The organism is Shewanella xiamenensis (assembly GCF_024971755.1).
GTDB classification, from domain to species: domain Bacteria; phylum Pseudomonadota; class Gammaproteobacteria; order Enterobacterales; family Shewanellaceae; genus Shewanella; species Shewanella xiamenensis.
Genome location: NZ_CP079718.1, coordinates 1,634,302 through 1,660,202 on the forward strand (window position 1 = coordinate 1,634,302; position 25,901 = coordinate 1,660,202).

The 25,901-nt window shown below is 46.1% G+C and carries 19 protein-coding genes and 3 tRNA genes; 11 read left to right on the top strand and 11 right to left on the bottom strand.

Annotation, left to right across the window (positions count from 1 at the left end; genetic code table 11):
• Positions 1-21 precede the first annotated feature (21 nt).
• The 3 genes from KXJ80_RS08290 (at position 22) to KXJ80_RS08300 (ending at position 397) form a co-directional block, all read left to right on the top strand.
• Positions 22-98: transfer RNA gene (locus KXJ80_RS08290), tRNA-Arg, on the top strand.
• A gap of 36 nt (positions 99-134) precedes the next feature.
• Positions 135-226: transfer RNA gene (locus KXJ80_RS08295), tRNA-Ser, on the top strand.
• 94 nt (positions 227-320) lie between these two features.
• A tRNA-Arg gene (locus KXJ80_RS08300) sits at positions 321-397 on the top strand.
• Between the two features lie 406 nt (positions 398-803).
• Here KXJ80_RS08300 and KXJ80_RS08305 read toward each other — a convergent pair.
• From KXJ80_RS08305 to hpf, 3 genes are all read right to left on the bottom strand, one after another.
• Positions 804-3,680 (bottom strand): valine--tRNA ligase, encoded by a 2,877-nt coding sequence (locus KXJ80_RS08305; protein WP_218738148.1) that lies wholly within the window; start codon positions 3,678-3,680, stop codon positions 804-806.
• Positions 3,681-3,695: 15 nt separating this feature from the next.
• On the bottom strand, positions 3,696-4,160 hold the full coding sequence (locus KXJ80_RS08310) for a DNA polymerase III subunit chi (protein WP_218738149.1): 465 nt from the start codon (positions 4,158-4,160) through the stop codon (positions 3,696-3,698).
• A gap of 1,168 nt (positions 4,161-5,328) precedes the next feature.
• Entirely contained in the window at positions 5,329-5,685 is a 357-nt protein-coding gene (gene hpf, locus KXJ80_RS08315; protein WP_037420938.1) for a ribosome hibernation-promoting factor, HPF/YfiA family, read from the bottom strand.
• 297 nt (positions 5,686-5,982) lie between these two features.
• Here hpf and KXJ80_RS08320 point away from each other — a divergent pair, with 297 nt between their 5' ends.
• The gene (locus KXJ80_RS08320; protein WP_203433116.1) at positions 5,983-6,672 is read left to right on the top strand and encodes a cytochrome b/b6 domain-containing protein; all 690 of its coding nucleotides are present in this window, start codon (positions 5,983-5,985) and stop codon (positions 6,670-6,672) included.
• Positions 6,673-6,719: 47 nt separating this feature from the next.
• Here KXJ80_RS08320 and KXJ80_RS08325 read toward each other — a convergent pair whose 3' ends face one another.
• Complete coding sequence (locus KXJ80_RS08325) at positions 6,720-8,042, bottom strand: IS4-like element ISSba6 family transposase (protein ID WP_259474652.1); 1,323 nt, start codon at positions 8,040-8,042, stop codon at positions 6,720-6,722.
• 121 nt (positions 8,043-8,163) lie between these two features.
• Positions 8,164-8,613: a c-type cytochrome gene (locus KXJ80_RS08330; protein ID WP_037420929.1), complete on the bottom strand. Its 450-nt coding sequence runs from the start codon at positions 8,611-8,613 to the stop codon at positions 8,164-8,166.
• Between the two features lie 189 nt (positions 8,614-8,802).
• Between KXJ80_RS08330 and trpR the strand changes: the two genes are divergently transcribed.
• Positions 8,803-9,078: a trp operon repressor gene (trpR, locus tag KXJ80_RS08335; protein WP_011073277.1), complete on the top strand. Its 276-nt coding sequence runs from the start codon at positions 8,803-8,805 to the stop codon at positions 9,076-9,078.
• A gap of 31 nt (positions 9,079-9,109) precedes the next feature.
• On the opposite strand, the gene KXJ80_RS08340 is transcribed toward trpR, so the two are convergent.
• Entirely contained in the window at positions 9,110-9,487 is a 378-nt protein-coding gene (locus KXJ80_RS08340) for a hypothetical protein (protein WP_037420926.1), read from the bottom strand.
• A gap of 193 nt (positions 9,488-9,680) precedes the next feature.
• The gene (gene slyD, locus KXJ80_RS08345; protein WP_218737184.1) at positions 9,681-10,343 is read right to left on the bottom strand and encodes a peptidylprolyl isomerase; all 663 of its coding nucleotides are present in this window, start codon (positions 10,341-10,343) and stop codon (positions 9,681-9,683) included.
• A gap of 642 nt (positions 10,344-10,985) precedes the next feature.
• Between slyD and thrA the strand changes: the two genes are divergently transcribed.
• The 5 genes from thrA (at position 10,986) to KXJ80_RS08370 (ending at position 20,633) form a co-directional block, all read left to right on the top strand.
• Complete coding sequence (thrA, locus tag KXJ80_RS08350; protein ID WP_218737183.1) at positions 10,986-13,454, top strand: bifunctional aspartate kinase/homoserine dehydrogenase I; 2,469 nt, start codon at positions 10,986-10,988, stop codon at positions 13,452-13,454.
• Positions 13,451-14,389, top strand: a complete 939-nt coding sequence (thrB, locus tag KXJ80_RS08355; RefSeq protein WP_218737182.1) for a homoserine kinase — start codon at positions 13,451-13,453, stop codon at positions 14,387-14,389. The genes thrA and thrB overlap by 4 nt, the downstream gene beginning before the upstream one ends.
• 67 nt (positions 14,390-14,456) lie before the next feature.
• Positions 14,457-15,740, top strand: coding sequence for a threonine synthase (gene thrC / locus KXJ80_RS08360; RefSeq protein ID WP_218737181.1), 1,284 nt, complete (start codon positions 14,457-14,459; stop codon positions 15,738-15,740).
• A 528-nt stretch (positions 15,741-16,268) separates the two neighbouring features.
• Positions 16,269-17,153 (top strand): substrate-binding periplasmic protein, encoded by an 885-nt coding sequence (locus KXJ80_RS08365; protein WP_089068217.1) that lies wholly within the window; start codon positions 16,269-16,271, stop codon positions 17,151-17,153.
• A 195-nt stretch (positions 17,154-17,348) separates the two neighbouring features.
• Complete coding sequence (locus KXJ80_RS08370) at positions 17,349-20,633, top strand: S41 family peptidase (protein ID WP_218737180.1); 3,285 nt, start codon at positions 17,349-17,351, stop codon at positions 20,631-20,633.
• 205 nt (positions 20,634-20,838) lie between these two features.
• On the opposite strand, the gene KXJ80_RS08375 is transcribed toward KXJ80_RS08370, so the two are convergent.
• The 4 genes from KXJ80_RS08375 to KXJ80_RS08390 all read right to left on the bottom strand — a co-directional run bounded on the left by KXJ80_RS08375 (position 20,839) and on the right by KXJ80_RS08390 (position 23,772).
• Positions 20,839-21,276 (bottom strand): OsmC family protein, encoded by a 438-nt coding sequence (locus KXJ80_RS08375; protein WP_055647797.1) that lies wholly within the window; start codon positions 21,274-21,276, stop codon positions 20,839-20,841.
• Positions 21,277-21,375: 99 nt separating this feature from the next.
• Positions 21,376-21,726: a DUF3325 domain-containing protein gene (locus KXJ80_RS08380; protein ID WP_037428781.1), complete on the bottom strand. Its 351-nt coding sequence runs from the start codon at positions 21,724-21,726 to the stop codon at positions 21,376-21,378.
• Positions 21,723-23,402: a PepSY-associated TM helix domain-containing protein gene (locus KXJ80_RS08385; protein ID WP_055647798.1), complete on the bottom strand. Its 1,680-nt coding sequence runs from the start codon at positions 23,400-23,402 to the stop codon at positions 21,723-21,725. Before KXJ80_RS08385 ends, KXJ80_RS08380 begins: the two co-directional genes overlap by 4 nt.
• Before the next feature lies 1 nt (position 23,403).
• Positions 23,404-23,772 carry a DUF3649 domain-containing protein gene (locus tag KXJ80_RS08390; RefSeq protein WP_037420902.1) on the bottom strand — a complete coding sequence of 123 codons (369 nt, stop codon included), beginning with the start codon at positions 23,770-23,772 and terminating at the stop codon, positions 23,404-23,406.
• Between the two features lie 381 nt (positions 23,773-24,153).
• On the opposite strand from KXJ80_RS08390, the gene KXJ80_RS08395 reads away from it, so the two are divergent.
• The gene (locus KXJ80_RS08395) at positions 24,154-25,722 is read left to right on the top strand and encodes a methyl-accepting chemotaxis protein (protein WP_037420899.1); all 1,569 of its coding nucleotides are present in this window, start codon (positions 24,154-24,156) and stop codon (positions 25,720-25,722) included.
• The last annotated feature ends 179 nt before the right edge of the window (positions 25,723-25,901 follow it).

Below are 25,901 nucleotides of genomic sequence, written 5' to 3' on the forward strand. Positions count from 1 at the left end.
TGTTAGCAAAACGCAAAAATCGCGCGTGTAGCTCAGCTGGATAGAGTACCTGGCTACGAACCAGGCGGTCGGAGGTTCGAATCCTTCCACGCGCACCATTTTAGTAAGCATTAGCTTACAAATGCAGATTTTGCGGAGAGGTGGCCGAGTGGCCGAAGGCGCTCCCCTGCTAAGGGAGTATGGGCTTTATCTCCCATCGAGGGTTCGAATCCCTCCTTCTCCGCCATTCTATTCCTAGTGAATAGATTTAATTTGCGAGACTTAAGTGCTTCTTCTAGACTCTAGTCTGTCGGTAAGTTAGCAACTTACCCTGTATTTAAGCGCGTGTAGCTCAGCTGGATAGAGTACCTGGCTACGAACCAGGCGGTCGGAGGTTCGAATCCTTCCACGCGCACCATCTACTTAGTTAGATTAGATGAGCCTTGCAAGTAATTGCAGGGCTTTTTTTATGGGATTTTTCTGGATTATATTGCTTCAATCCTTATCTCTTGTTGAGCTTTACGCATTGATAGCCCGTCTTTTACGCCACGTTATGCTTGTTGAAATGCCAACGCCTTAAGCGATGATGTTTATCGCTCTGGCTTGCTATTTTACGTGTGATAAAGAGATAGCAATGGGCTAGCAATATCTGCCGTAAAAGAGAGAAGGGGAGATAAGCATGGAACAAGGGATCGATGAGCTTCTTTGGGTCTTAGGGGGGGCGAGTTCTGAGAGAGGTTTGAAGAGTGTTAACGCGATTTAGGTGGAACAGGGGAAATAAAAAGGGCTGTAAAATACAGCCCTTTTTAGCGTAGATGTCGTGATTAGGCTTCTAGCTTAGCAAACTCGGCTTTTTGCTCTTTTAGTTTGTCCATATCACGGCTGAGATCGGCCATCTTAGCGCGCTCTTTATCAATTACGGCTGGCGGTGCTTTTGCCACGAAGCCTTCATTGGATAATTTACCTTCGATACGGGCAATCTCTTGAGTCAGCTTTTCAAGCTGCTTGTCGATACGAGCCATTTCGGCCGCTACATCCACCAGACCTGCCATCGGAATTAATAATTCCATTTCGCCAATCAGACCTGTGGTCGACATTGGCGCCGTTTCACCTTCACCAAGAATTGTCATACTTTCTAAGCGTGCAAGCGTTGTGAAGAAGGCTTGGTTAGCTTCAACACGGGCTTTGTCTTGGGCACTCACGCCACGCAGTAGGGCATTTAATGGCTTAGAAGGCGCTATATTGAGCTCTGCACGGATATTACGAACCGCAACAATGACTTGCTTAACCCACTCGAGGTCGGCCATCGCGGTCGCATCTACTTTGGCGGCATCATAGCTTGGGAATGGTGCCAGCATGATGGTGTCGCCTTGGGCGCCAGTCAGTGGTTTAACGCGTTGCCAGATGGTTTCAGTGATGTATGGCATCATTGGGTGCATCAGACGTTGCATCGCTTCTAACACATTGACCAACGTATGGCGGGTGCCGCGCATTTGCGCTTCATTGCCGTTTTGCAGTACTGGCTTAGTTAACTCTAAGTACCAATCGCAGAACTGGTTCCAAGTGAACTCGTACAAGGTGTTGGCTGCGAGGTCGAAGCGGTAGTTTGCCATGTGGTCGTCGTAGGTTTTTACGGTTTGGTTGAATAAACCGATGATCCAGCGATCCGCCAGCGATAGTTCCATCTCACCACCTTGGTAGTCAGGTGAGTTCGGGCCGCAATCTTGGCCTTCGGTATTCATCAGCACGTAACGTGATGCGTTCCAAAGCTTGTTACAGAAGCTGCGGTAACCGTCTAAACGCTTCATATCCCAGTTGATATCACGGCCAGTTGATGCCATTGCCGCTAGAGTAAAGCGCAGGGCATCAGTACCGTGGGCTTCGATACCATTTTCAAACTCTTTACGGGTGCTCTTTTCAATCTTGGCGGCCAGTTGTGGCTGCATCATGTTGCCAGTACGTTTTTCAACGAGGGCTTCTAGATCGATACCGTCAATCATATCCAATGGGTCAAGTACGTTGCCCTTAGATTTTGACATCTTGTTACCCGCTTCATCGCGGATAAGGCCTGTCACATAAACGGTTTTAAATGGCACCTGTGGCTTACCGTCTTCATCTTTGATGAAGTGCATGGTCATCATGATCATACGGGCAACCCAGAAGAAGATGATGTCAAAACCCGTTACCAACACGTCGGTTGGATGGAAGGTTTTTAAATCCTCAACCTTGTCAGGCCAGCCTAAGGTCGAGAATGTCCACAGGGCAGAGCTGAACCAAGTATCCAGTACGTCTTCATCTTGGCGCAGGGCGATAGCATCATCGATATTGTGCTTAGCACGCACTTCAGCTTCGGTGCGGCCGACATAGACCTTACCGTTGGCATCGTACCAAGCAGGGATGCGGTGACCCCACCATAATTGGCGAGAGATACACCAATCTTGAATGTCGCGCATCCAAGAGAAGTACATGTTTTCGTATTGCTGTGGCACGAACTTAATATCGCCATTTTCAACGGCTTCGATTGCGGTTTTGGCCATAGGCGCAACGGCAACGTACCATTGGTCGGTCAGCATTGGTTCGATAACCACGCCTGAGCGGTCACCGTAGGGCACTTTTAGGCCGTGTGGCGCGATTTTTTCGAGCAGACCTAAAGTTTCAAACTCTGCCACAATGGCATCACGGGCTTTGAAACGATCTAAACCTGCATAACGCTCTGGCAGGCTGCCATCTAAGCTAGTATTGATTGTGCCATCAGTATTGACGACTTCGGCGGATGCACGAATGGCTGCATCTAAGGTCAACACGTTGAACATAGGAAGTTTGTGACGTTTACCGACTTCATAGTCGTTAAAGTCGTGGGCAGGGGTGATCTTCACACAGCCTGTACCAAACTCCATGTCTACATAGTCATCGGCAACGATAGGGATGCGACGATTAACAATAGGCAGCAGAATAAATTTGCCGATCAGTGCTTGATAACGCTCATCGTCTGGATGAACAGCTACTGCGCTATCACCCAGCATAGTTTCAGGACGCGTGGTGGCGACTTCGAGGTAATCTTTACCGTCTGCGGTCAGCTCGCCGTCGGCTAATGGATAACGCAGATGCCACATGTGGCCTTGCTTTTCTTTGTTTTCCACTTCGAGATCAGAAATCGCGGTGTGCAGCTTAGGATCCCAGTTCACTAAGCGTTTACCACGGTAAATCAAATCGTCTTCATAGAGACGGACAAACACTTCTTGAACGGCTTTAGACAAGCCTTCGTCCATAGTGAAACGCTCACGGTCCCAATCCACAGAGGCGCCCATACGACGTAGCTGCTTAGTGATTGTGCCACCCGATTGCGCTTTCCATTCCCATACTTTTTCCATAAAGGCATCGCGGCCAAGGTCATGGCGGCTCTTGCCTTCTTCGGCTTCAAGCTTACGCTCAACCAGCATTTGAGTCGCAATACCCGCATGGTCAGTACCGACTTGCCATAGGGTGTTTTTGCCCTTCATACGTTGGTAGCGGATCAGGGTATCCATGATGGTATCTTGGAAAGCGTGACCCATGTGCAGACTGCCCGTCACATTGGGCGGTGGGATCATGATGCAATAGTTGCCCTGTGAGGCATCGCCGTGGGGCTTAAAGTAACCTTGCTCTTCCCAGTTTTGGTAAAGAGTCTGCTCAATGGACTGAGGATCGTATGTTTTTTCCATGGGAACGTATCTGTCTCAAGCTAAATTAAGTGGATGTGTTGCTAAATTTTGGGTTGTTAATTCAATCCCTAAGCCACGATATTGGCGGTAGCGTTCACGTGCTATCGCCTTATGTTGGTCGTCATTAGCTACAAAATCGAAGATTTGACCAAAGTTTACCGCAAATGGCGGTACTTGGTCTGCAAGATTAATCAGAAGTTGACGACTTTTGTTAGGTCCAAGTCGATCAAAACCGATTTCAACGGGGGAACCCGTGGTTGGGCCTTCACCTTTGAGGTTATGGGGGACAAATGCACAGGGTTCAAACTGCCATAGTAACTCGTCGATTTCGAAGGCGATGTTCTTGTCCTGACAGTGAATATAGACCTGCTGCTGGTTTATAAATCCCTGTTGGGCCAAGCGGCAAGCCAATTGATACATGTCACTAAAGGCCGTGTTCACGCCCATCGGCGGCAGTAGATAAAACAGCGCTTGAGTCATGATTTCAATGCCTTGCTTTGAGTTATGGACGAACGGGTAAGTCTACACTAAAACTCGAGCTGGGTTAACGCTTCGCTCTGGGGTTTTTAGCGGTAGATTAAGCTACGGGGGACTGGTGTTTCACTTAAACAGTTACTGTGCGAAATGTGCATTAGCTTAAGAACAAGTTTGATACTAAGTGCTTAAGTAAATGGTTGAACGACTATGGAGTATAAAAGCAAAGCGCACCCGAAGGTGCGCTGGTTGAAAGACTGGTCAAACAAACTATTCCTCCTAGGTTATTGAGCATTGTTATTAAAGGATTCATTGACGCTTTGTGAATAAACAAACAGATATCGCATTAGATTTGTTTATTCAGCATGTTAACTCATTTTTCAACTTACAACTTTCGCTTACATTTTCACTTACGATTACACTTTAGAACATAGATAAAGAAATCTGGCCGATAGTTAGTACTCAAAAAGGTACTGGGTATTTTGCTGTTAAGCAGCTCGCCTTGTTTCGTGTTATCTAAATTCATTTAATCACTATTTGTAATATGTCTACTTGCTCATATTACCGATAACGCTATTAACCTCCTCATATTGTTTGACTGTTAAGAAGCTAATTCACCTAAAGTGGCCTTTCATGGTACCTATGTGGCTCTATTGCTAACGTCCTCCTCTTGGTTGTTACATTTGGGCTTGAAAAGTGTGTAAGACTTAAACTGGCAATATGATGTAGTAGGTTACTCCTTAATGATCGACTCGTGTGTTAACACCCATTAGTGCGTTTGTCGTTAGTTGTTGGTCATCGGTTTGTACTTTTAGTAACCTCGCATCTCATTTGATAATCAGATGGGAAACGCATAAACATTACAGCTTGGCGTTACCGAATTTATGTGGCTGCTTTAATGCTTTATGTGACTACCTGTGTCACTGTTTTTGAGTGTGAGTTTTGTATGGCGGCGTACTCCTTCTTGTGGTGGTATTAAATGCTATTAATCTGAAATTCACATCACTTCGATTTTGCTGTCACTTAGTAAAGTGTAGTAGTTATTTAAAGGTTCACACTCTTTTTACTGGCCATTAGGATGGCCTATCAAACTTTTGCTAAAAAATGTGACCTATTAAACCTTATCTACTTTTATGCTCTCGAAGTGATGTGGTCTCGCACTACATTGAGTAACTTAAGCTGCATCTTCCTCCTCGTAATCATCCTCGACATTAATAGCCTCTTCGGGATGAGCAATGGATGTAAAACGTTGTGCTTCAGGTTTGTGGGTTAAACGATTGAGTTGCTTCTCTAATTTTTGACCCATAGCAGTGATAGCTGCATAAAGATTATCGTGTTTAGCTTGAGCAAAAAGTTCTCCATTTGGGATGCCAACCGACGCTTCAATTTTGAAACCAGGTTTCTCCTCGGTAATAATGACATGGGGATTAATCAACTGCACATCATGTCTAGAAAGTTTCTCCAAACGGCTTTCAATGCGTTCACGGATTGGGGCAGTTACTTCTAATTGCTTGCTCGTAATCTTTAGCATATGTCGAACCTTCTATTTATTTTCTTCAGTTTCAGATTACCAATCTACATCTTTAAAAACGAGATCTAAATCACATTTTCTGTCCGGTTAGATACTGTTCGTTGGATATTTGATCGCTTAGACAAATCTCGGTGATTCTTAGCCGAAAAGGCTTGTATTGGCTATCAGAACAGGCCATATTTGATGGGATAACTCCGCAGTCTTTCCTATCATTGACCTATCTTTACTTTAAGTTTTTCATTAGATCCCGATAAAATACCTTCACTTATTTCATTGTTTCGTCGAGTGGCAGGTATTATGGAAACCGAACATATCAAAGTTAAGGTCTGGGATTTACCCATACGCTTTTTTCACTGGGGCATGGTGGCCCTAATAGCTTTATTGTGGTGGAGCGCCGAAGTGGGCGAAATGCAATGGCATCAGATCTTTGCTTATAGTCTGTTGATCTTGATTGGCTTTCGTCTTTTGTGGGGCTTAATTGGCAGTGATACAGCCAGATTTAGCCACTTCGTGCACCACCCTAGGGTTGTGTTTGAGTATTTAAAAGAAGTTCGAACAAAGGGCGTGTCTGTGGTATTAGGACATAATCCGATGGGCGGTTATATGGTAATTGTGTTGATTGCCATTATTAGCTTACAGCTAATCACTGGACTGTTTGCTACCGATGATGTGTTTACCGAAGGTCCGCTATACAGCTATGTGAGTGCTGATACAGGTTCGTTTCTCACTTGGTTACATAAGATGAATTTTAACCTGATCTTAGCCTTAACTGCCGTGCATGTGTTGGCGGTTATTGTGCACGCGCTTAAAGGTGACAAGTTAGTAGGTGCGATGGTTAGCGGTTACAAGCGTGTATCTAAGCTTGAGTACGCAAAGTTAGAGTCTCAGTTGGTTTTTAAATCACTGTGGCTGGCATTAATCCTGCTGTTAATCATCGCAGGGGTTGTATTTACTTATTTGATGTGGCCTGTAGTGCAAGTGCTTTAGCGAATGCTCAGGAGTAAAAAGCCTGCATATTGCATAATGCCGTTCACTTAAGAGTGAACGGCATTTTTCTTTGGTCTAACCGGAAACTTGTTTTTGCTCATTTTAAGGACTCGTGGATATGCCCTTTCCCGTTTACCATCCAGCTTAAATTGCCGTGCATTTCGTTCTATATCCAATACGTCTCTCGGGACATTCCCCGGTGTTTGTGATGACAGTTGTGTCAACTTGAAGATGATATAACTCGCCGCATCCCGAAAACTCAGTTGATTGGGATGGACCGATGGCAAGCTTTTAGCCATCAGCAACATCTTATATCTAATGAGATTATAGGCCAGTAGCACGCCCCATAACTCTTGAGTCACCAGCTCCGGTAGTTGACTGCGAAGCGTAAAACGGCTCTCCAGTAGATGTTGTTTCATCTCTCTATAGCCCAGTTCGATTTCCCATCGATGGGCATATAAGTCGACGATGTCTTCGCTGGGGTAACGCATCGGGTCTGTCAACGAGGTCAAAATGGCGACTGACTTACCTTTCACTGTCTTAGTCAATAAACGCGCTTCAAGGGTATCTGGGAGCTGCGGCCATTTCTTTCTGGCTTGAGGTGTCGTGGTGAGTTTCACCCTCTGGTCATGCTTTCCTAGCGTTCGCACCACCTCATATTGAGTGCCTTTCTTCAATGGCAACAACCAGTGGCTATCAGGTTGCGCTTGCTGCCAAGCGTGCAGCAGGCCGAGCGAGTAAAATCCTCGGTCAAATAGGGTTAGGCTGTGATTAGGAATGCTAGGAATGAGCTGGGACGCTAAGTTCATTTCATTTTCGGCAACCGAATCAAAGGCGCTGTTGACCAATAAATGGCTGCTTAATTCCATCAAGCAAACCATGCGAATTTGCGGATAAGCCGCTTCGCCTGAAGCGTTGGCGGTTCGCGCAAAGGCGGCTTGATTTTGGACACTATCGGGTGTCCGCCACACGACACCGTCAACACCATACAAGTTAAGACCGCACCAATGAGGATGTTCAGCTCTCGCGTGCCAGGTATTGGCGCTGCGGCTAAATACTTCTCTAATAACCTCACTGCCCAATCGTTTACGCGCCTGAGTCACGGCGCTGCGTGCAACATAATCAATCTCTTGCGGCAAAACAATGTCGAGTTTGTTGATGAGTGACCGAACAGACTCCCCTCGGAACAAAGCCATTCCGATAACGGCCCAAATCATCGCGTCCATCGGCAATTTACGCCGTCTTAACGTCGCAACGCCCTGAGAGTCTAGGCAAGATTGAATTAACTCAGGTTCTAACACATCAGCTAAGCAGGTGAATTCGGTTAGGCGGGTAATATGAGTACGGGCGAGTGCTTCTGAGAGTTGCATAAAAAATCCGATGACATGAGGTCATCGGATTTTGATCTTTTCAGCGAGATCGTCAAGCGATCTGTCTTAACTGATCGGCATTATGCATATTGCAGGCTTTTTACAAGAGATTACGAGAACATTAATCTTTTTTGTAAACGTCATGGCAGCCTTTACAGCTCTTGCCTGTATCCATAAAGGCTTGCTTGATTTCAGCTTGGTCACCTTTTTGAGCAACAGTCGCTAAAATTGCAGCATTTTCTTGGAAGGTTTTCATCTTAGCGTCAAAGTCAGCCTTGTCTTGCCATACTTTGGCTAGGGCTTCGGTATCGCCTTTATCTGAACCTTCAATAAAGCCTTCGAAAGGGATGTGTGAAAGCGCAGCGACATTTTTTGCGCGCATCGCAAAGGTTTCAGCATCGAAAGGCTTTTTACCTTTCATCATGGCGCCCATATCACCAAAGTTATAAGCAATTAAGCTGAATCCAGATTGGCGATATTGAATCGCATCTTTTGCATCTTCAAAATTGTGTGCTTGAGCAGTTGAAGCCAATAAGGTACCGGCAACGAGAGTTAGGAGTAATTTTTTCATCGTATTCTCACAAATTAGCGTCGAAGTGTGACATTGCTCTGCTATTGTACACAAATTAACTCAATGTACTAGAAGCAAATTTGTCAGTTTTTGTCTAGATAAGAGGGATAAACGTAACAAGTTATTTGCCGGCAGAGTAAATCTGCTAAACTGCCGTTGTAATGCTTAAACAATACTTATGGGGCGATTATGCGAGCCAATTGGGACTTAGTATTAGAAAAAATTTTGAGCCATGGGAATTATGAAGAGCTGTCGGTATTGTTTCATTTATTGCTGACCGAGGAAGAGCGCAGCGCTATTGCCGGTCGGCTAAAAGTCTTCCAGCTATTGCTAAATGGAGAAATGAGCCAGAGACAAATTGCTGCCGAGTATCAGGTGAGTATTGCGACTATTACCCGTTGTTCTAACTATTTAAAGAATATGGCACCCAGCCATAGGGATAAAATCCAACAGCTTATCAGTTAATTATTTGGGCTCCATTGGACTAGATATTTGATTAAAACTGGGGAGTTGTCGGTATTTTATGTCGGCGGTGGATGGAGCGTCTAACGAGAATATAAAAACTATAACTGAGTAACATAATGGCCAGCAAAGGATAAAGATTTTTAGGGAAAAATTTAAAAATAGCTAAGGCAGAAAAGAGATAAATAAAAGGCAATAAATCGTAAATTGTCTTAGGTAGATATCCAGATTTTCGGCGTTTTACAGGATCGGTTCGGCGATTTTGAGAACGTAAATTGTAAATTCTGGCGCCCAAAACAAACACAACAAGAGCAGCAATCAGCGCATAATCAGGTTCTAGCAGCATAAAGCTTAAACAGCCTAGTACCATATAGCCAAAGGGTAAAACTTCATATACTGGTTTTGCTAACATATGCACTCCGTTGCGTGATGTTTATATCGATTTGAAAATATTGTTTTTTTTAGCTGAAAATGCTGTTTGATTTTAAACTTCCCTATTTACCTGCTGATTATAATCATTTGGCGATAAAAAAAGCACCTCCTTATTTAAGGAAGTGCTTTTTTATCAGCTCCTCTGGGAGGGCTATTAGGCTTGTGAACCTACATTAGCTGCGGCAGCCGCAACCACCGTTGCCATCACATCCCGCTTTAGGTGTGTCACAAGCTTCGTGATCATGGTCATGGTGGTGATGACCATGGTCATCAGAACCGCCACAGCAGCCACCCGCATCATGACCTGAACCACCACAACATCCGCCACCGTGGTCATGATCATGGCTGTGTCCATGACCACCACATCCGCCGTGGGCATGAATATGACCATGGGCAATTTCTTCAGCTGTTGCCGCACGAACATCGATAATTTCAATATTGAAGCTCAGTGCTTGGCCCGCTAAAGGATGGTTGCCATCAACGATAACGACATCATCTTTGACTTCGACAACTTGCACTGGGCGTTGACCCATTTCTGTCTCGGCAATAAAGCGCATGCCAGGAACGATATCTTCGATATCACCGAACGCTTCTAATGGTACGGCTTGACGCAGACCATCGTGGTAAGGACCATAAGCTTCTTCAGCACTGATTGTCACATCCAGTGTTTCGCCCTTGGTTTTACCTTCTAATGCAGCCTCTAAACCTGGGATCAGGTTTTCTGCACCGTGCAGATATAACATTGGTTCGGCATCAAAAGAGTCTTCTAAAAGTCTGCCTTCTTGATCTGATAAACGGTAATGAATGGTTACCGCGCTGTGTTGGGTGATCTTCATATCGCCTCCGGTTCGGAATGTGCGCGCATAATAACGCGCTTTTAGGGTGCTGGCGATAATTTGAAGTTGCTTATGTTAGATATCGCACAGCTTTTTGTGAGTTCGATTTACTGAGATTAAGGACGATACAAAAGATGAATTGTGGTTTTTATGAGTTGCCCTTTGTTATGTGTGGAAACAGACTGAAATGCTTTAATTTTCGAATGATGAAAATATATCATTATAAATTATTTATTTTTTAATAGGTTAAGTTGAGTGTAATTGTCTGGCATTACGTTTACGTAAACAGTTTTGTATTGATGAAAACGCATTTTTAGCCTATGAAAACTTGATATTTATTAATCTTGAATCACTAATTTACTCAAGTGAAAGATTTGTGCATAAATAATCCAGTTTGGGGGTTGACAAGGTTAGGTGAAAAAGGCAATTCTGTTTAACATCACATTGACATAGATAAGTCTAAACGTATGCATAGCCTTGGTTTCGTAGTAATTACCATTATTACAACCACCACTACAACCAGAGTGGGGGCGGGCTGATACACCCTAAAGAATTTTAACGACGAGCCCGCTTCCCACAAAGAAGCGGGCTTTTTTGTTTTTAGCTTATGTTTCTTAGTCGGGCGCGGTACAGGAGATCAAGATGAAAGTGATGAAATTTGGTGGTACCTCGCTTGCAAATTGGCAGCGATTTTCAATGGCGGCGGATATCGTGGCCAAGGCAGCGAAAGCTGAGCTGGTGGCGACAGTGCTCTCTGCGCCTGCAACAGTGACAAACGCTCTGCTTGAAATGGTCGATGTGGCGGTGAAAGGGGAAGATTATTCACCAGTCATTCAACACGTTGAGCGGGTGTTTACCTCGCTCTATCAGGATGCGGTTAGTTCTGGACTCTCTAGTAGCCAGAGCGAAGTGCTGTTCGCCGGACTAAGCGCGCAGCTTGCACGTTGGCAGGACAGATTACGCGGTATTACGCTGTTGCAGGAATGCCCAGACGGGGTGCGCGCCGAGATCGTGGTTGCGGGTGAGCGTTTGTCTGCTGCGTTGATGGAGCAAGTCATGCTGGCAAAAGGCATTACTTCGGCGCAGCTAGACCCACGTGAACTATTTTTAGGCCGTGGTCGTCCGCTAGAATCCGTGGTCGATATTGCCGTCAGCAAACCGCGATTTAAAAATCTTGCCCTCGATGAGAAGCGGGTTTGGGTGATGCCCGGCTTTACCGCCGCCGATGAAGACGGCAAGGTTGTGACCTTAGGCCGTAACGGTTCTGATTACTCTGCTGCCGTGCTGGCCGCTTGTTTAGATGCTTCAAGCTGCGAGATTTGGACCGACGTTGACGGCGTATATAATACCGATCCTCGGGTGGTCGCCGATGCTAAGTTGCTAACGCAGTTAAGTTATCAGGAGGCGATGGAGCTGTCTTACTTTGGGGCTAAGGTGTTGCACCCTAAAACCATTGCGCCTATCGCCCAGTTCCACATCCCCTGTTATATCAAAAACAGCTTTAATCCCGATGCGCCCGGCACTCTGGTATCGAATCAGGCCGATCAGAGCGGCTTGCAGGTTAAAGCCATTTCAAACCTCGATAATCAAACCATGTTTGATGTATCAGGCCCTGGTATGAAAGGCATGGTCGGCATGGCGAGCCGCACACTGGCTGCAATTTCCCGTAGTGGTGTTTCCGTGTCACTCATCACCCAGAGTTCTTGCGAATACAGCATCAGCTTTTGTGTGGCGACCAGTGAGTCCGACAAGGTGAAGTCGGCGCTAGAGCAGGAATTTGAGTTAGAAATCAAAAGTGACTTACTCGAGCCAATCGAAATGCGCCATGACTTGGCAATTGTCTCCTTGATCGGTGATGGAATGCGTACCCATAAAGGTGTGGCAGCACGGTTCTTCCAAGCGTTAGCGCAGGCGAGTGTGAATATCATCGCGATTGCCCAAGGCTCCTCCGAGCGTTCTATTTCAACGGTGATCGAACAGCGTAAGACCAAACATGCGGTCGCCGCCTGTCATCAAGGCTTTTTCGATGTGCAGCAGTATTTGGATGTGTTTTTAGTGGGTTGTGGCAATGTTGGCGCAGGCTTACTCGAGCAAATCAAACATCAGGCGAGTGTGTTAAAAGAGCAGCACATTAGCATACGTGTCTGCGGCATAGTCAATTCAAGCAAGATGTTACTCGATAGTGCGGGTATCGATTTAAACAATTGGCAAAACCTGCTTGCCGACATTCAGCAGCCAAGCGATCTTCCTGCGCTATTGGCTTGGGTGAAAGAACAACAATTATTAAACCCTGTGCTGGTGGATTGTACTTCAAGCGATCAAGTATCGAACCAGTATTTAGAGGTGATGAACGCGGGCATGCACGTGGTGACGCCCAATAAAAAGGCTAACACTCGCGATTACGCCTATTACCAAGCTTTGCGTCAAACAGCATTAAAGCAACGTCGGCAGTTTCTGTATGAGACCAACGTGGGCGCAGGATTACCCGTTATCGATAACTTGAAAAAACTGTTATTCGCCGGTGATAAATTGCACAAGTTTAATGGCATTTTGTCAGGCTCCTTATCCTTTATCTTCGGTAAACTCGATGAGGGTATGTCACTTTCTGAGGCGACTAAACTGGCGCGGGAAAAATGCTTTACCGAGCCCGATCCCCGTGATGATTTAAGTGGTATGGATGTGGCGCGTAAAGTGCTGATTTTGGCCCGTGAAGTGGGTTTGAAACTTGAGCTAAGTGATATCGTTGTCGACTCAGTCTTACCTGACGATTTTGATGATTCAGGCGATGTGGAAAGTTTTATGGCGCGTTTACCCGAGGCCGATGCTGCGATTGCGGCGCGAGTGGCGGAGGCGAAAGCGCAGGGTAAAGTGCTGCGTTATGTGGGGCAGATTGAAGAAGGCGCGTGCTATGTGCGTATCACCGAAGTCGATGCAACCGATCCGCTCTATAGCGTAAAAGGCGGTGAAAATGCCTTGGCATTCTACAGCCGTTATTATCAGCCGATTCCCTTTGTGTTGCGTGGATATGGTGCGGGCACAGAAGTGACTGCGGCAGGTGCCTTTGCCGATGTATTAAGAACCTTAAATTGGACTCGTGAGGTGAGTGTATGAGTTTGACCGTTTACGCTCCCGCCTCTATGGGTAATGTGGGTGTGGGTTTTGATTTATTGGGCGCAGCACTTGCGCCCATCGATGGCAGTTTACTGGGCGATAGAGTCACGATTGCGGCAGCGGATGCTGGGGTGAGCCTCACTCAAGTGGGAGCGTGGGCGCATAAGTTACCCAGCAATCCCGAGGAGAATATCGTCCATCAATGCGCGGTGTTTTTCTTAAAAGCCCTTGGGAAAGAAAACCAAGGCGTGGCATTAACCCTAGAAAAAAACTTGCCCGTCGGCAGTGGCTTAGGTTCGAGCGCCAGTTCTGTGGTTGCAGCGCTTTACGCGCTTAACGAGCATTTCGGACGCCCATACGATAAACAAGCGCTACTCGAACTCATGGGCGAGTTTGAGGGCAAGATCAGCGGTAGCGTGCATTACGACAACGTCGCGCCCTGCTATTTGGGCGGCATGCAGCTGATGCTCAATGTACCCGGCGCTATCTGCGAGCCGATCCCCAGTTTTAAACAATGGTATTGGGTGGTGGCGTATCCTGGGATTTCACTCTCTACGGCCATGATGCGTAAACTCATGCCAGAACAATACGATAAGTCAGTGGCCATCGATTTTGGGCGTTATTTGAGTGCCTTTGTGCACGCCTCTTATCAGCAAAACGCCAAGCTTGCGATTCAAGTATTAAAGGATGTATTGGCTGAACCTTACCGCGCAGCGGCGATTCCGGGCTATGACAATGCCAGAGCGGCGCTCGCCGAATTAGGCATGTTAACTACAGGTATTTCTGGCAGTGGGCCAACCCTGTTTTCAGTGACCGACGATCTCGCTACTGCCAATGCTGCCAAAGCTTGGTTAGAGGCTCATTATCTGACCGAAGCGGGGGGCTTTGCCCATGTGTGCCGCCTCGATGAGCAAGGCACGCGCCGAGTCGATTAATTTTTCTTACTTTTAAAAGCATTAAGCCCAAGCCTTAAAGGTTTGGCACTGATAAGGTCGAGTGAGCATGGAACTATATAATTTAAAACACCCTTCGCAGAAAGTGAGCTTTAAAGAAGCGGTGCAATTAGGACTTGGTAAAGACAGAGGGCTGTTTTTTCCTACACAAATTCCAGTATTGCACGATATTGAGGCGCTGCTGGCGATGCCTTTTGTCGAGCGCAGTAAAAAAGTGCTCGGTGCTTGGCTCGCCTCTGAACTGGGTCAAGATACGGTAGATCAACTGGTTGAGCGTGCCTTTAATTTCGATTTACCCTTAGTGGAAGTCGATGAGCAGCGCTCGTGCCTCGAGCTTTTCCATGGGCCGACCTTAGCATTTAAGGATTTTGGCGCGCGCTTTATGGCACAATGCATCAATGTTTTTGCTCAAGACTCGCGCTTAACCATTTTAACGGCGACATCAGGGGATACAGGGGCGGCAGTGGCCGATGCCTTTTATGGTCTAGATAAAGTCAATGTTGTGGTGCTTTATCCTAAGGGCAAAATCAGTGAGCTACAGGAAAAAATGTTCACTACTTTAGGCAAGAACATCCACACAGTCGCGGTTGAGTCAGATTTCGATGCCTGCCAGCACTTAGTCAAACAGGCATTTGAAGATAGCGATGTGCGTGATGGTTTGCATTTAAACTCAGCTAACTCAATCAACATCAGTCGCTTACTGGCACAGATTTGTTATTACTTCGAAGCTGTTGCTCAGTCAAAACAGCGTCATGAGGCCGATCCTGTGATTGCCGTGCCCAGTGGTAATTTTGGTAATCTCACCGCGGGTTTGTTTGCTAAAGCCATGGGGTTACCCGTTAAACGTTTTATTGCTGCTACTAATGCGAATGACACAGTGCCACGCTATTTAGAGAGTGGCGATTGGCAGCCTAATCCTACTCAAGCCACTATGTCCAATGCGATGGATGTGAGTGAGCCAAGCAACTGGCCGCGCGTTGAAGCTATTTGCGAGAAACTCGGTTGGCCATTGGCGGACTTAGTGGGGATTCGCCTGTCAGAGGTGCAAACCTCGGAGGCGTTGGCAGATCTTTATGCTAAAGGTTATGTATCTGAGCCCCATGCAGCGATTGCGGCTAAAGCGTTAACCCTTAACTTAGTGCCTGATGAAGTGGGGATATTTTTAGGTACGGCTCATCCCGCTAAGTTTAAGGATGTGGTCGACAGGGAGCTTGCCCTTAACTTACCCCTTCCGCCTGAATTAAAAGTGGTAGAGCACAAAACAATATTATCGGCTGAATTACCAGCTGATTTTGCCCAGCTAAAAAACCATTTATTTGCGGTATTAAACTAGGGCGTGTTGACGTTTCGAGATTAAATTTTGTTCGTTCTGGCAAGCTCATGCTCACGAAGCGAGGAATGAAGTGTAGTTATTCTACTCAAATGGCAAGTGACAAAGAGCAAGTGCTTGCCAGACGCGAACCCTTTGGGCAGCACTTGGCTGAAGTTTCTGCTGCGTTATCGTCCGTTTATGTAGAATGCTACACAGCACGGACTTTGCCTTGCATAAACATCAGCCAAATTGCTGCAAAAATAACCCTGAAACGTCAACACGCCCTAATCTTGTAAACGACGATAAACACTAACTAGATGAAATACAAAGGGAGTCGTTTGACTCCTTTTGTATAGATGTTTTTATTATTGTTCACGCTAGTTCGACCAATGGACTGTACAGAGCAACTTGATGGCATCAAGTTGGGATGCCGACTAAGCTTAGATCGAGTCATAAATAAGCCGTAGTAGCTTACATAGCATTAAGCCGTAAAAACTGAGTATTAAGCCGTAAAATCATCGAAGAATAACTCGCGACGGGGCAACGATAATGCCAAAGTGCATTTTTCAGTTTAGCCATATCTTGCTGTTATGTATTTTTATTTTCCTCGCTTGGAGTGTTCCATCCGAGGCGAATTCTCCTGCTTGTTCGAATCCCATTAAAGTCGGTTATAACGATTGGCCTCCCTATGCCTGGCAAGATATGCAGGGGGAGGCTCAAGGACTGGATGTTGAATTACTGCGTGCGTTTGCTGAGTTTTTGGGATGTGAGATTAACTTTATCAATGTCCCTGCGAAGCGTTCACATCAAATGCTGAAAAGTGGCTCACTAGATATAATGATGGGGGCTACAAAAACCGTCGAGCGCGAAGAATATTCATTTTTTTCAGATCCCTACCGTGATGAAGAAGTGCGCTTATTCGTATTAGATGAAAACAAAGACAATGTTAAGTTAGAACAATGGCAGGATATTTTTACTCAAAAGTTGCGGCTCTTAGTGCCAATCAGTGGTTGGTATGGTGCGGATTATGAGAACACTCGAGAACGTTTAGCACTGGAAAACTTATTGATACTGAGTCCTGATGTCGACAAATCAGTGCAAATGCTCACTTATGACAGAGCGGATCTGATGATTGGGGATGCTATAGCGATGCCCTATATTGCAAGTCAACACCAAGGGGTCAGGTTATCAGCACTTAAACCGATATTGGACCATAATCCAATACACTTAATGCTAAGTAAGCAGAGTATGTCTCCCCTACTGTTAGCGCAATTTAATCGTGCAATTAAGGCGTTAACAATCAATGGTGAAATTGCGCGAATTGTCTATAAATGGCAGCAAATTTCGCTGGCACAGCAATCGAAAATCAGCAATCAATATGGCCCATTTTATCGCTTGTATGCTGGGTTATTAACGTTTGATATAGCAAGATAAGCGCTATTCTAATGAGTATGCAAAATGATAAGTCTATGACACATTTGCTAAAACATCTCTTATTTTAAGTTACTGCTCTCTCTATCAATTTCTGCTAGCTTGTTGGGTTACTGGGTTAGACTTTGGGTCATTATTGGTGAATTTTGCCCACTAGAAAGTCCATTGCTAACAATAACAATAGGATAGAGATTACACATGAAACTTCGTCACTCCGTTGCCTGCTGCATGCTCGCCCTTGGCACTTTGTCTGCAGCGCAGGTATTTGCAGCACAATCGACTAGCAATCAAGGTTATTACCGCGCGCCAGCGTTGCATGACCAGACCTTAGTGTTTACCGCTGAAGGGGACCTGTGGACGCAAACCCTAGGCCAAAAGGCGGCGACGCGCTTGACTACCTTGCCTGCTGAAGAGCTCGGCGCAGCCATCTCTGCCGATGGTAAATGGGTGGCTTATGTGGCCAATTATGAGGGCGCGAGTGAGGTTTATGTGATACCAGTGGCTGGTGGTGTGGCCAAACGCGTGAGTTTCGAAAACAGCAGAGTGCGAGTGCAAGGGTGGAGCTCTAAGGGAGAAGTGCTTTATTCCACCGACACTGGCTTTGGCCCCGCGAATAATTGGATGCTGCGTCTTGTCAATCCCGAGAGCTTAACCACAACCGATCTGCCCTTAGCCGATGCGGTGGAAGGGGTGATCGATGCCAATAATCAGTATGTCTATTTTACCCGTTTCGGCCTGCAGGTGACGGGCGATAATGCAAAGGTATATCGCGGCGGCGCTAAGGGCGAATTATGGCGCTTTAAACTGGGTGGTAAAGACGAGGCACAATTACTTAGTAAGCAGCACCAAGGCTCGGTCCGCCAACCTATGCTATGGCAAGACAGACTCTATTTTATTAGCGATAGCGATGGTAATGACAATCTCTGGTCAATGGCGCTTGATGGCAGTGATGCTAAACAGTTGACTCAGTATAAAGATTGGCAAATGCGCGCTGCCCGTATGGATCAAGGCAAAGTGGTGTTCCAGTTGGGCGCAGATATTCATGTTTTTGATATCGCCTCCGCTAAAGACTCATTATTAGATATTGAATTAACCTCCGATTTTGCCCAACGTCGCGAACATTGGGTAAAAGATCCGATGGATTATGCGACCTCCGCTAATCTTGCCCTTGCTGGCGATAAAGTGGTGATTACCGCCCGCAGTCATGTGGCGATTGCTGGGACTGATGGCTCGCGGTTAGTGCAAGTCGCGCTTCCTGGCACTTATCGAGTACGCAATGCCATTCTGAGTCAGGACGGCAAGTCGGTTTACGCCATCAGCGATATGAACGGCCAACAGGAAATTTGGCAATTTCCTGCCGACGGCAGCAGTGGTGCTAAACAGCTTACTAAAGATGGTCATACTTTTAGAATGTCGCTGAGTCAGTCAAGCGATGGTCGTTATCTTGCCCATGACGATAACGACGGTAATGTGTGGCTATTGGATTTAAAGAAAAATACAAACCAAAAAATCATCAGCAACGGTGAAGGACTCGGTCCCTATGCTGATATTCGCTGGTCTGGTGATAGTCGTTTTATTGCGCTAACCAAAGCTGAAATCGGCAAGCAAAGACCACAAATCGTACTCTATTCGGTGGATGAGAATAAGGCCCAAGCACTCACCAGTGACAAGTATGAATCCTATTCACCGACTTTTAGTAGTGATGGCCAGTGGTTATATTTCCTCTCCAATCGCCAGTTTACCGCAACACCAAGTTCACCTTGGGGCGACCGCAATATGGGGCCAGTGTTTGATAAACGCAGCCAGATTTTTGCGATCGCCTTAGTGAAGAATGCCAAGTTCCCCTTCAGTAAACCAACGGAATTAGTGGCAAAGGCGGCAGAAAAAGCTGACTCAAAAGATAAACCGACGCCTGTAAAAATTGATTGGGCGGGAATTAGTGAGCGTTTATGGCAAGTACCTGTTGATTCGGGTAATTACAGCCAGCTATCCGCCATTGATGGTCGTTTGTATGTACTCGACCAAGCGATTGGTGACGAAAGCCAACCTAATCTCATGACAGTTAAGTTCACTGAACAGCGCCCTAAAGTCGAAGTGTTTGCTGAAGATGTGGCGAACTACAGTGTCTCTGCTGATGGTCAAAAGTTGTTACTGCGTAAACAAAGTGATGAAAAGTCGCTGATGATTGTTGATGTGGGCGATAAACTCGGCGATACCGACAATGCCAAGGTACAGACTGACCAATGGCAATTAGCGATTTCGCCAAGCTTAGAATGGCAACAAATGTTTGAAGATGCGTGGTTAATGCATAGAGATTCCTTCTTCGATAAAAAAATGCGCGGTCTCGATTGGCAGGCAACCAAGGCTAAGTACCAACCATTACTCGCACGTTTAACGGATCGTAATGAGCTAAACGATATCTTTATGCAGATGATGGGCGAGTTAGATTCGTTGCACTCGCAGGTGCGTGGTGGTGATTTTCCGAAGGACCCTGACGCGGCGAAGGGCGCGAGTTTAGGCGCTCGATTACAGCAAACTAGCGACGGGGTGAAAATTGCTCACATTTATCGAAATGATCCTGAACTGCCGAGCCAAGCATCACCTTTGAGCCGTATCGAAGTCGATGCCAAAGAGGGCGATGTGCTACTCGCCATCAATGGCACGCCGGTGGGGAATGTGGCTGATGTGACCCGCTTATTGCGTAATCAACAGGATAAGCAAGTGTTACTGGAGCTTAAACGTGGTAGCCAAAGCCATAAAACCGTAGTGATGCCTGTGAGCACTCTGGTCGATGGCCAATTACGTTATTTAGATTGGGTCAACCATAATGCGGAGGTCGTGACCAAGGCGAGCCAGGGCAAGATGGGTTATCTGCACTTATATGCCATGGGCGGCGGCGATATTGAGAGCTTCGCCCGTGAGTTTTACACCAATTATGATAAAGACGGTCTGATTATCGACGTTCGCCGTAACCGTGGTGGCAATATTGATAGTTGGATTATCGAAAAACTGTTACGCCGCGCCTGGGCATTTTGGCAGCCAACCCATGGCACGCCTAATACCAATATGCAGCAAACTTTCCGTGGGCATTTAGTGGTGTTAACCGACGAGCTGACTTACTCAGATGGTGAAACCTTCTCGGCGGGGATCAAGGCGCTGGGAATTGCTCCGCTCATCGGTAAGCAAACGGCGGGTGCTGGCGTGTGGTTATCGGGTCGTAACTCACTCACAGATAAAGGGATGGCGCGGGTCGCCGAATATCCGCAGTATGCGATGGATGGTCGCTGGGTACTCGAAGGTCATGGTGTAACACCGGATATCGAGGTGGATAACTTACCCTTTGCGACCTTTAACGGCCACGATGCACAGCTCGAAACCGCCATTAGCTATCTTAAGGATGAATTGATTAAGCAGCCTATTCCAGCATTGAAGGCGCAACCTATGCCAGCGAAAGGTATGGCGGAAGATATAAAGGCTAAGTAGTTGGCTTAACGTAAATTTTTAACCGAAATTTAAGCTAATTCAGCTAAGCTGAGTCTGTTCAATGTTAGGGCGTGGTCTTGTAGTTCCCAAGACCACGCCCATTTTTTTGCCTATAGATTTGGTGCTGGTTAACGGTTCATCGTTATTTTTGCGGCAAGGTAATTGGTCTATGGCAAGTCTATCTGCATGAACTTGCCTATAACCATCAAAACTTTATTTGAATATCCGTTGCTAAGCTATTAGCGATAAAGCAGTTTGCATGGGCTTTTTCGTGAATTTTCTCAAGTGTTTCCTGAGTGACTTCCACACCTTCAGCAAAAACGACCTTAGGATTTAAGATCATTTTAGTGACGGCAAGTTTACCAGCTTCATTTTTTCCTAGTTCCGCAGATGCTTCATCGACATAGGACACGACGGGGAGGCGTTTGAGGTGCGCAATAGCGAGGAAGGTCAGCATATGGCAGGAAGACAGCGCCGCGAGTAGGCTTTCCTCTGGATTGACAAAATGTGCATTGCCCTTGTATTCAGGGGCTGAGGATGCCTGAATCGTTTGACCGCTGCCAAAGGTAATACTGTGATCACGGCAAAATTCGCCTTCTTCTGCTGGCGAGGTTTGCCAATTCACTGTTAAGTTAAAGCCCATGTTTTTCTCCTTATTGCAGGACATCTGGGCACTATAGCTTAGCTAAAAAGACTTCTCCAGCATGGGGCGCACAGTTTAGTGCGCCATCTGTGAAACGGTTTAGATCCCACCACTTAACAGTAAGCTGCCAGTCAATACACTGCCAGTGACTATCCCTATGGGAAGGTGGCGTGGGCTATAGCTTAGGGTCAAAATCACTAACATGGCGGCTAGTGAGATGATCCCCATAAACAGAATACTGCCATAGGTCCAGCCTTGCCCGTGGGCGCAGGTGCTTAAGCTAATGATTAATAACAGCCAAGCAAACAGGGTTAACAGGCGGCTCTGCCATTGTGACGGTGGGCGTTTAAACACATCTTTAAAGTGGCCAAACTTAGCTAACGCAAACAGCGCAAGGGAGAGATAACTAAGCCCGAGAATGCCGAGCATAGGGATAAATTCTGGCATCATGACTTTGCTTCCTCCAAGGGCGATGAGGTAAGTTCGGTTGCGTAAGTGGTCTCAACGGGTTTTCGCATAGGTTTTTTATCTGAAATAGTATTTTTTCGATTCGGTTTTTGCAGTGTTTTTGCCACCACTGAGAGTTTGGTGCTGGCAAATAGCATTACTACACCGATTAAAACCGCTAACACATCAAAACCAACCAAAGCCCACTGTTGAGACTGGATATTATCAATAAAGTGGCTTGGCGATGTGAGTGCATTGAGTATGGGCAGCGCACAATAGAGTGTGCCAATCAGCACCAGAGCTATTTGCCAATCGCGTCTGCTGCGCCCGAAAAATGCCCACACGCCCATAGCACCTAAAGCAATAAAGAAGCTATGTACTTCCCAAGCAGAACGCGTTGCAAAATCGGCGGGTAATATGCGATTGGCATAGAAAAATGCAGCCGCACCCAAGGGCAAGCCTAAGATAAACATGAAGTTTAATCCCTCAACTAAGCGCAGGCCACGGCTCGGTTTCTCACCTTTATCGATTGTCTTTTGCTGTTTCTGGCGCAAACGAATTGCCCACATTAAGGTGCCAGTCGCTACCATGGCGCAGCCGAGTAAGCCGCAGAAGAAGAACAAAATACGCAGCAACGGCGCAGCAAAACGCGCGGTGTGCAGTGACATCATAGTGTCGTAGGTTGCCACCGTTCCTGACACTTCGTGTGGACTGGCGTATTTGAGTTCACCTGTCACGCCGTTAAACACGAGGAGTGTTGATTCATCGGTGACATCTTTGCCAGTATTTTGATAGAAGGTCACTTGGCTATTTTTATCTTGAGGATAGGAAACAATCACCTGCTTGATTGGCGCATTGCCCCATTCAGCCTGAACTTGGGGTAACAGTTGGCTTAAACGTACTTGCTCGGCATAAATGCCTGAGGCCTTCTCCGTTTGTCTTGCCGGATTGAGTTCTTTTAAAAAGGCTTGATTATCCTCAGGATAAGCTGTGCTTACCGTCCATGGGATATAGATCAGCATCAAGGTAATAAGGCCGGTATAGGTGATCATCAGATGATAAGGCAGCGCAATAACAGAACTGACATTATGGGCATCGAGCCAAGAGCGTGCGCCCTTGTTTTGACGAAAACTAAATAAATCCTTAAAGATACGCTTATGGATAACGATACCGCTGATAAGGGCAATCAGCATAAACATAGTGCAGACGCCCACAATGTAGCGCGCTGTAATGGCGGGCATATAGTGCAGGTCGAAATGTAAACGATAGAAGAAGTCACCCCCACGACTATCGCGGACGTCAGTGATGACGCCACTCCCATCAGCAAGTGCCGTATGTTGCTCGATTTTGCCGCGACGTTGCCCTTTTTCAGGCGGCAGTTGCCAAGCAAAGCTAAGCATAGGACTGCGCTGGGTCGGAAAGTTTATTAACCAGCGTTGTGTTTCCGCTGGCGAATGACTCTCGATATAGTGTTGGCCCTTATCAAGCTGGCTTATTAATTGATTTGCTTGATAGTCTTGAAATGTACCGCGGTGAAGTTCTGGCTCAGCCCATAGGCTGATTTCATGGCGGAAATAACTCAGGCTGCCTGCAAAGAAGATCAGCAATAATACCCAGCAAACGAGTAAACCCGCCCAAGTGTGTAGCCAAGATAAGGTTCTAAAAAAGGTTTCTTTCATCTTACTGTCCACACACCTTAAGCAGAGTAAAACACAGGAGGCTAAATAACATCAGATCCCGCCACGCATGCCAGGTTTTACGCACGCAAAAGGCATAAATAATGGCGATGGCATAAAACAAGAATGCCAGCATATTGGCCGTTAATGTGCTCTCAAATCGAGACATTGGCAGTATTTGAGTCAGTAAACAGGCCAGCGTTGCCGCTGCAATATAGCCAGCCAATAACGCAGCACTCGCGCGAACAAATACCTGCAAACCAAATTGAGTTTGCTCTTGTTTTAGCCACCGAATGGCGGCTTGAAAATAACCCGATACAGGACGTACAGCTATCGCTGAGAGGGGGGAATTTGATGTTGGGATATGTGACATAAGTGCTACTTATTTCAGTCAATATTAAACGGTTAATCCAAATGCCAATTCAGCCATAGCTGAATACAGCGGGCATTCTGATGAGCTATCAGGCTATTGTTTTGATGATTATAACGCAGTTGATTTAAATGATAAACAATATCATTTGCATTTATTGAGGCGGTGCACAAAATATCCTTAACGCATTTTGAGTGCTAGCTCGCGTTATGCGTAACCCTGTGCAATATGTCACAAATGTTTGGTTTTATTGATGAGATTGATCTTACTTGTTTAGCATTTGGTTAAATATTCTGCTTTCAGTGTGAACTTAATCAAAGTAGGTGTTCTGTCATTTTGGCAAAATCCCCTGCAACTTTCACTTGGAGTCATTTTGATATCCCTATGCAAACACATTCAAAAAAAGGTGAAAAACACCTATCTGAAAACGCAATCCTACTCTCTACGACCGATTTGAAAGGAAACATTAAGTACGTTAATCAAACCTTTTCGCAGATAAGTGAATATAGCGTTACTGAGTTGCAAGGGAGTCCTCACAATATCGTTCGTCACGAGGATATGCCTGCCGCTGCGTTTAAAATGCTTTGGGATAGAATTAAAAGCGGCAAACCTTGGATGGGCATAGTCAAAAACAAGACCAAAACTGGCGGTTACTATTGGGTCAATGCCTATGTTGCACCTGTATATGAAGATGGCAAAATTCATGAATATCAATCAGTACGTCGCCAGGCGACACCTGAGCAAATCAGAGCAGCTGAAGATGTTTATCAAGGCATTAATCAAGGTAAACAACCTAAAGCATTAAAAAAAGATAGATTAGGATTTCGGGGGAAAATTCTATCCTCCATGTTTTTAGCTATTGCGGCGACGGCGTTTTTGGCATGTTACTCCCCTTTATTAGCCGCACTTGTGGGGGCTTTAGTTGCTTGGGTATTGTGGTACAAGCTTATGCAACCATTACAAGCATTAGTTAGCGTTGCTACTCATATTATTGATGATCCCGTCGCGATGGGGATTTATACCGGTAGACAGGATGAAATCGGGAAAATTGATCTGGCTCTGCGGTTTTTAATTACTGAAATCGGTGGGGTTGTTGGCCGGATGGCGGATTCTGCAAGTGAAATACAAGAGCAGAGCGTCAATCTCAAACAAACCATCACTAATACCTGGGAGCATGCCGATAGTCAGAGCGTGCAAACCACTCAGGCGGCAACGGCTATGGAACAAATGAGTGCCAGTTTTGCTGAGGTAACAGATAATATCCATCGCACGGCATCTGAAATGGTCTCCAGCCATGAGGCTGCACAGCGCGGCCATTCACGGCTTGAAACTGTTATCGAAGCTATCCATCAACTGAGTGTACAGGTGAGCCATTTTTCAGATGTCGTCCAAACCATAGAGCAGGATAGCCAAGCGATTTATCAAGTGTTAGAAGTTATTCGCTCTATTGCCGACCAAACTAATCTACTGGCGCTTAATGCGGCAATTGAAGCGGCACGGGCTGGGGAGACTGGCCGGGGATTTGCTGTCGTTGCCGATGAGGTGCGGCAATTGTCTAGCCGAACCAGTCAGTCAACTTCACAAATTGAGCAAATTGTGAGTCGCTTTAAAGACAGCACGCAAAAAGCGACATCGACGATGACGGCCGGACAGGAGCAGGTTAAGCGCTCAGTCTCTTTAGCGCAGGATGCCAGTGTGGCTTTTGGTGAGTTGTTATCCTCTATCGCTCGGATCAACTCTTTAAGTGATGACAATGCCGCAGCAATGACTCAACAGACATCTGTGGCGGCGGAAATTAGCCGTGCTATCCATGTGATCAGCGATTTGGCGCAGCAGAGTTTAGAGCAGACTCAAGATGCGGCGGCAAGGGGCGAGCAGGTTTCGCGCTTATCGACAAAAACTCATCACCTATCGCAGCAATTTTGGCAACAAAGCGTGCAGCGTAAGTATTAGCACTTGGCATTCAACTGGTTGGTTTATTTTTTGTCGGTTATAAATCAACCAGTTAATTTATTTTAACGTTTCCGTATTGTGCCATTTCTTTGATGAGCCTCACATTTAGCTGCTGCTAATACCTGTTTCATTCGAAATATTTGTCTAGGGGGCTTGTGTTTTATTTGCCATGCCCCAAG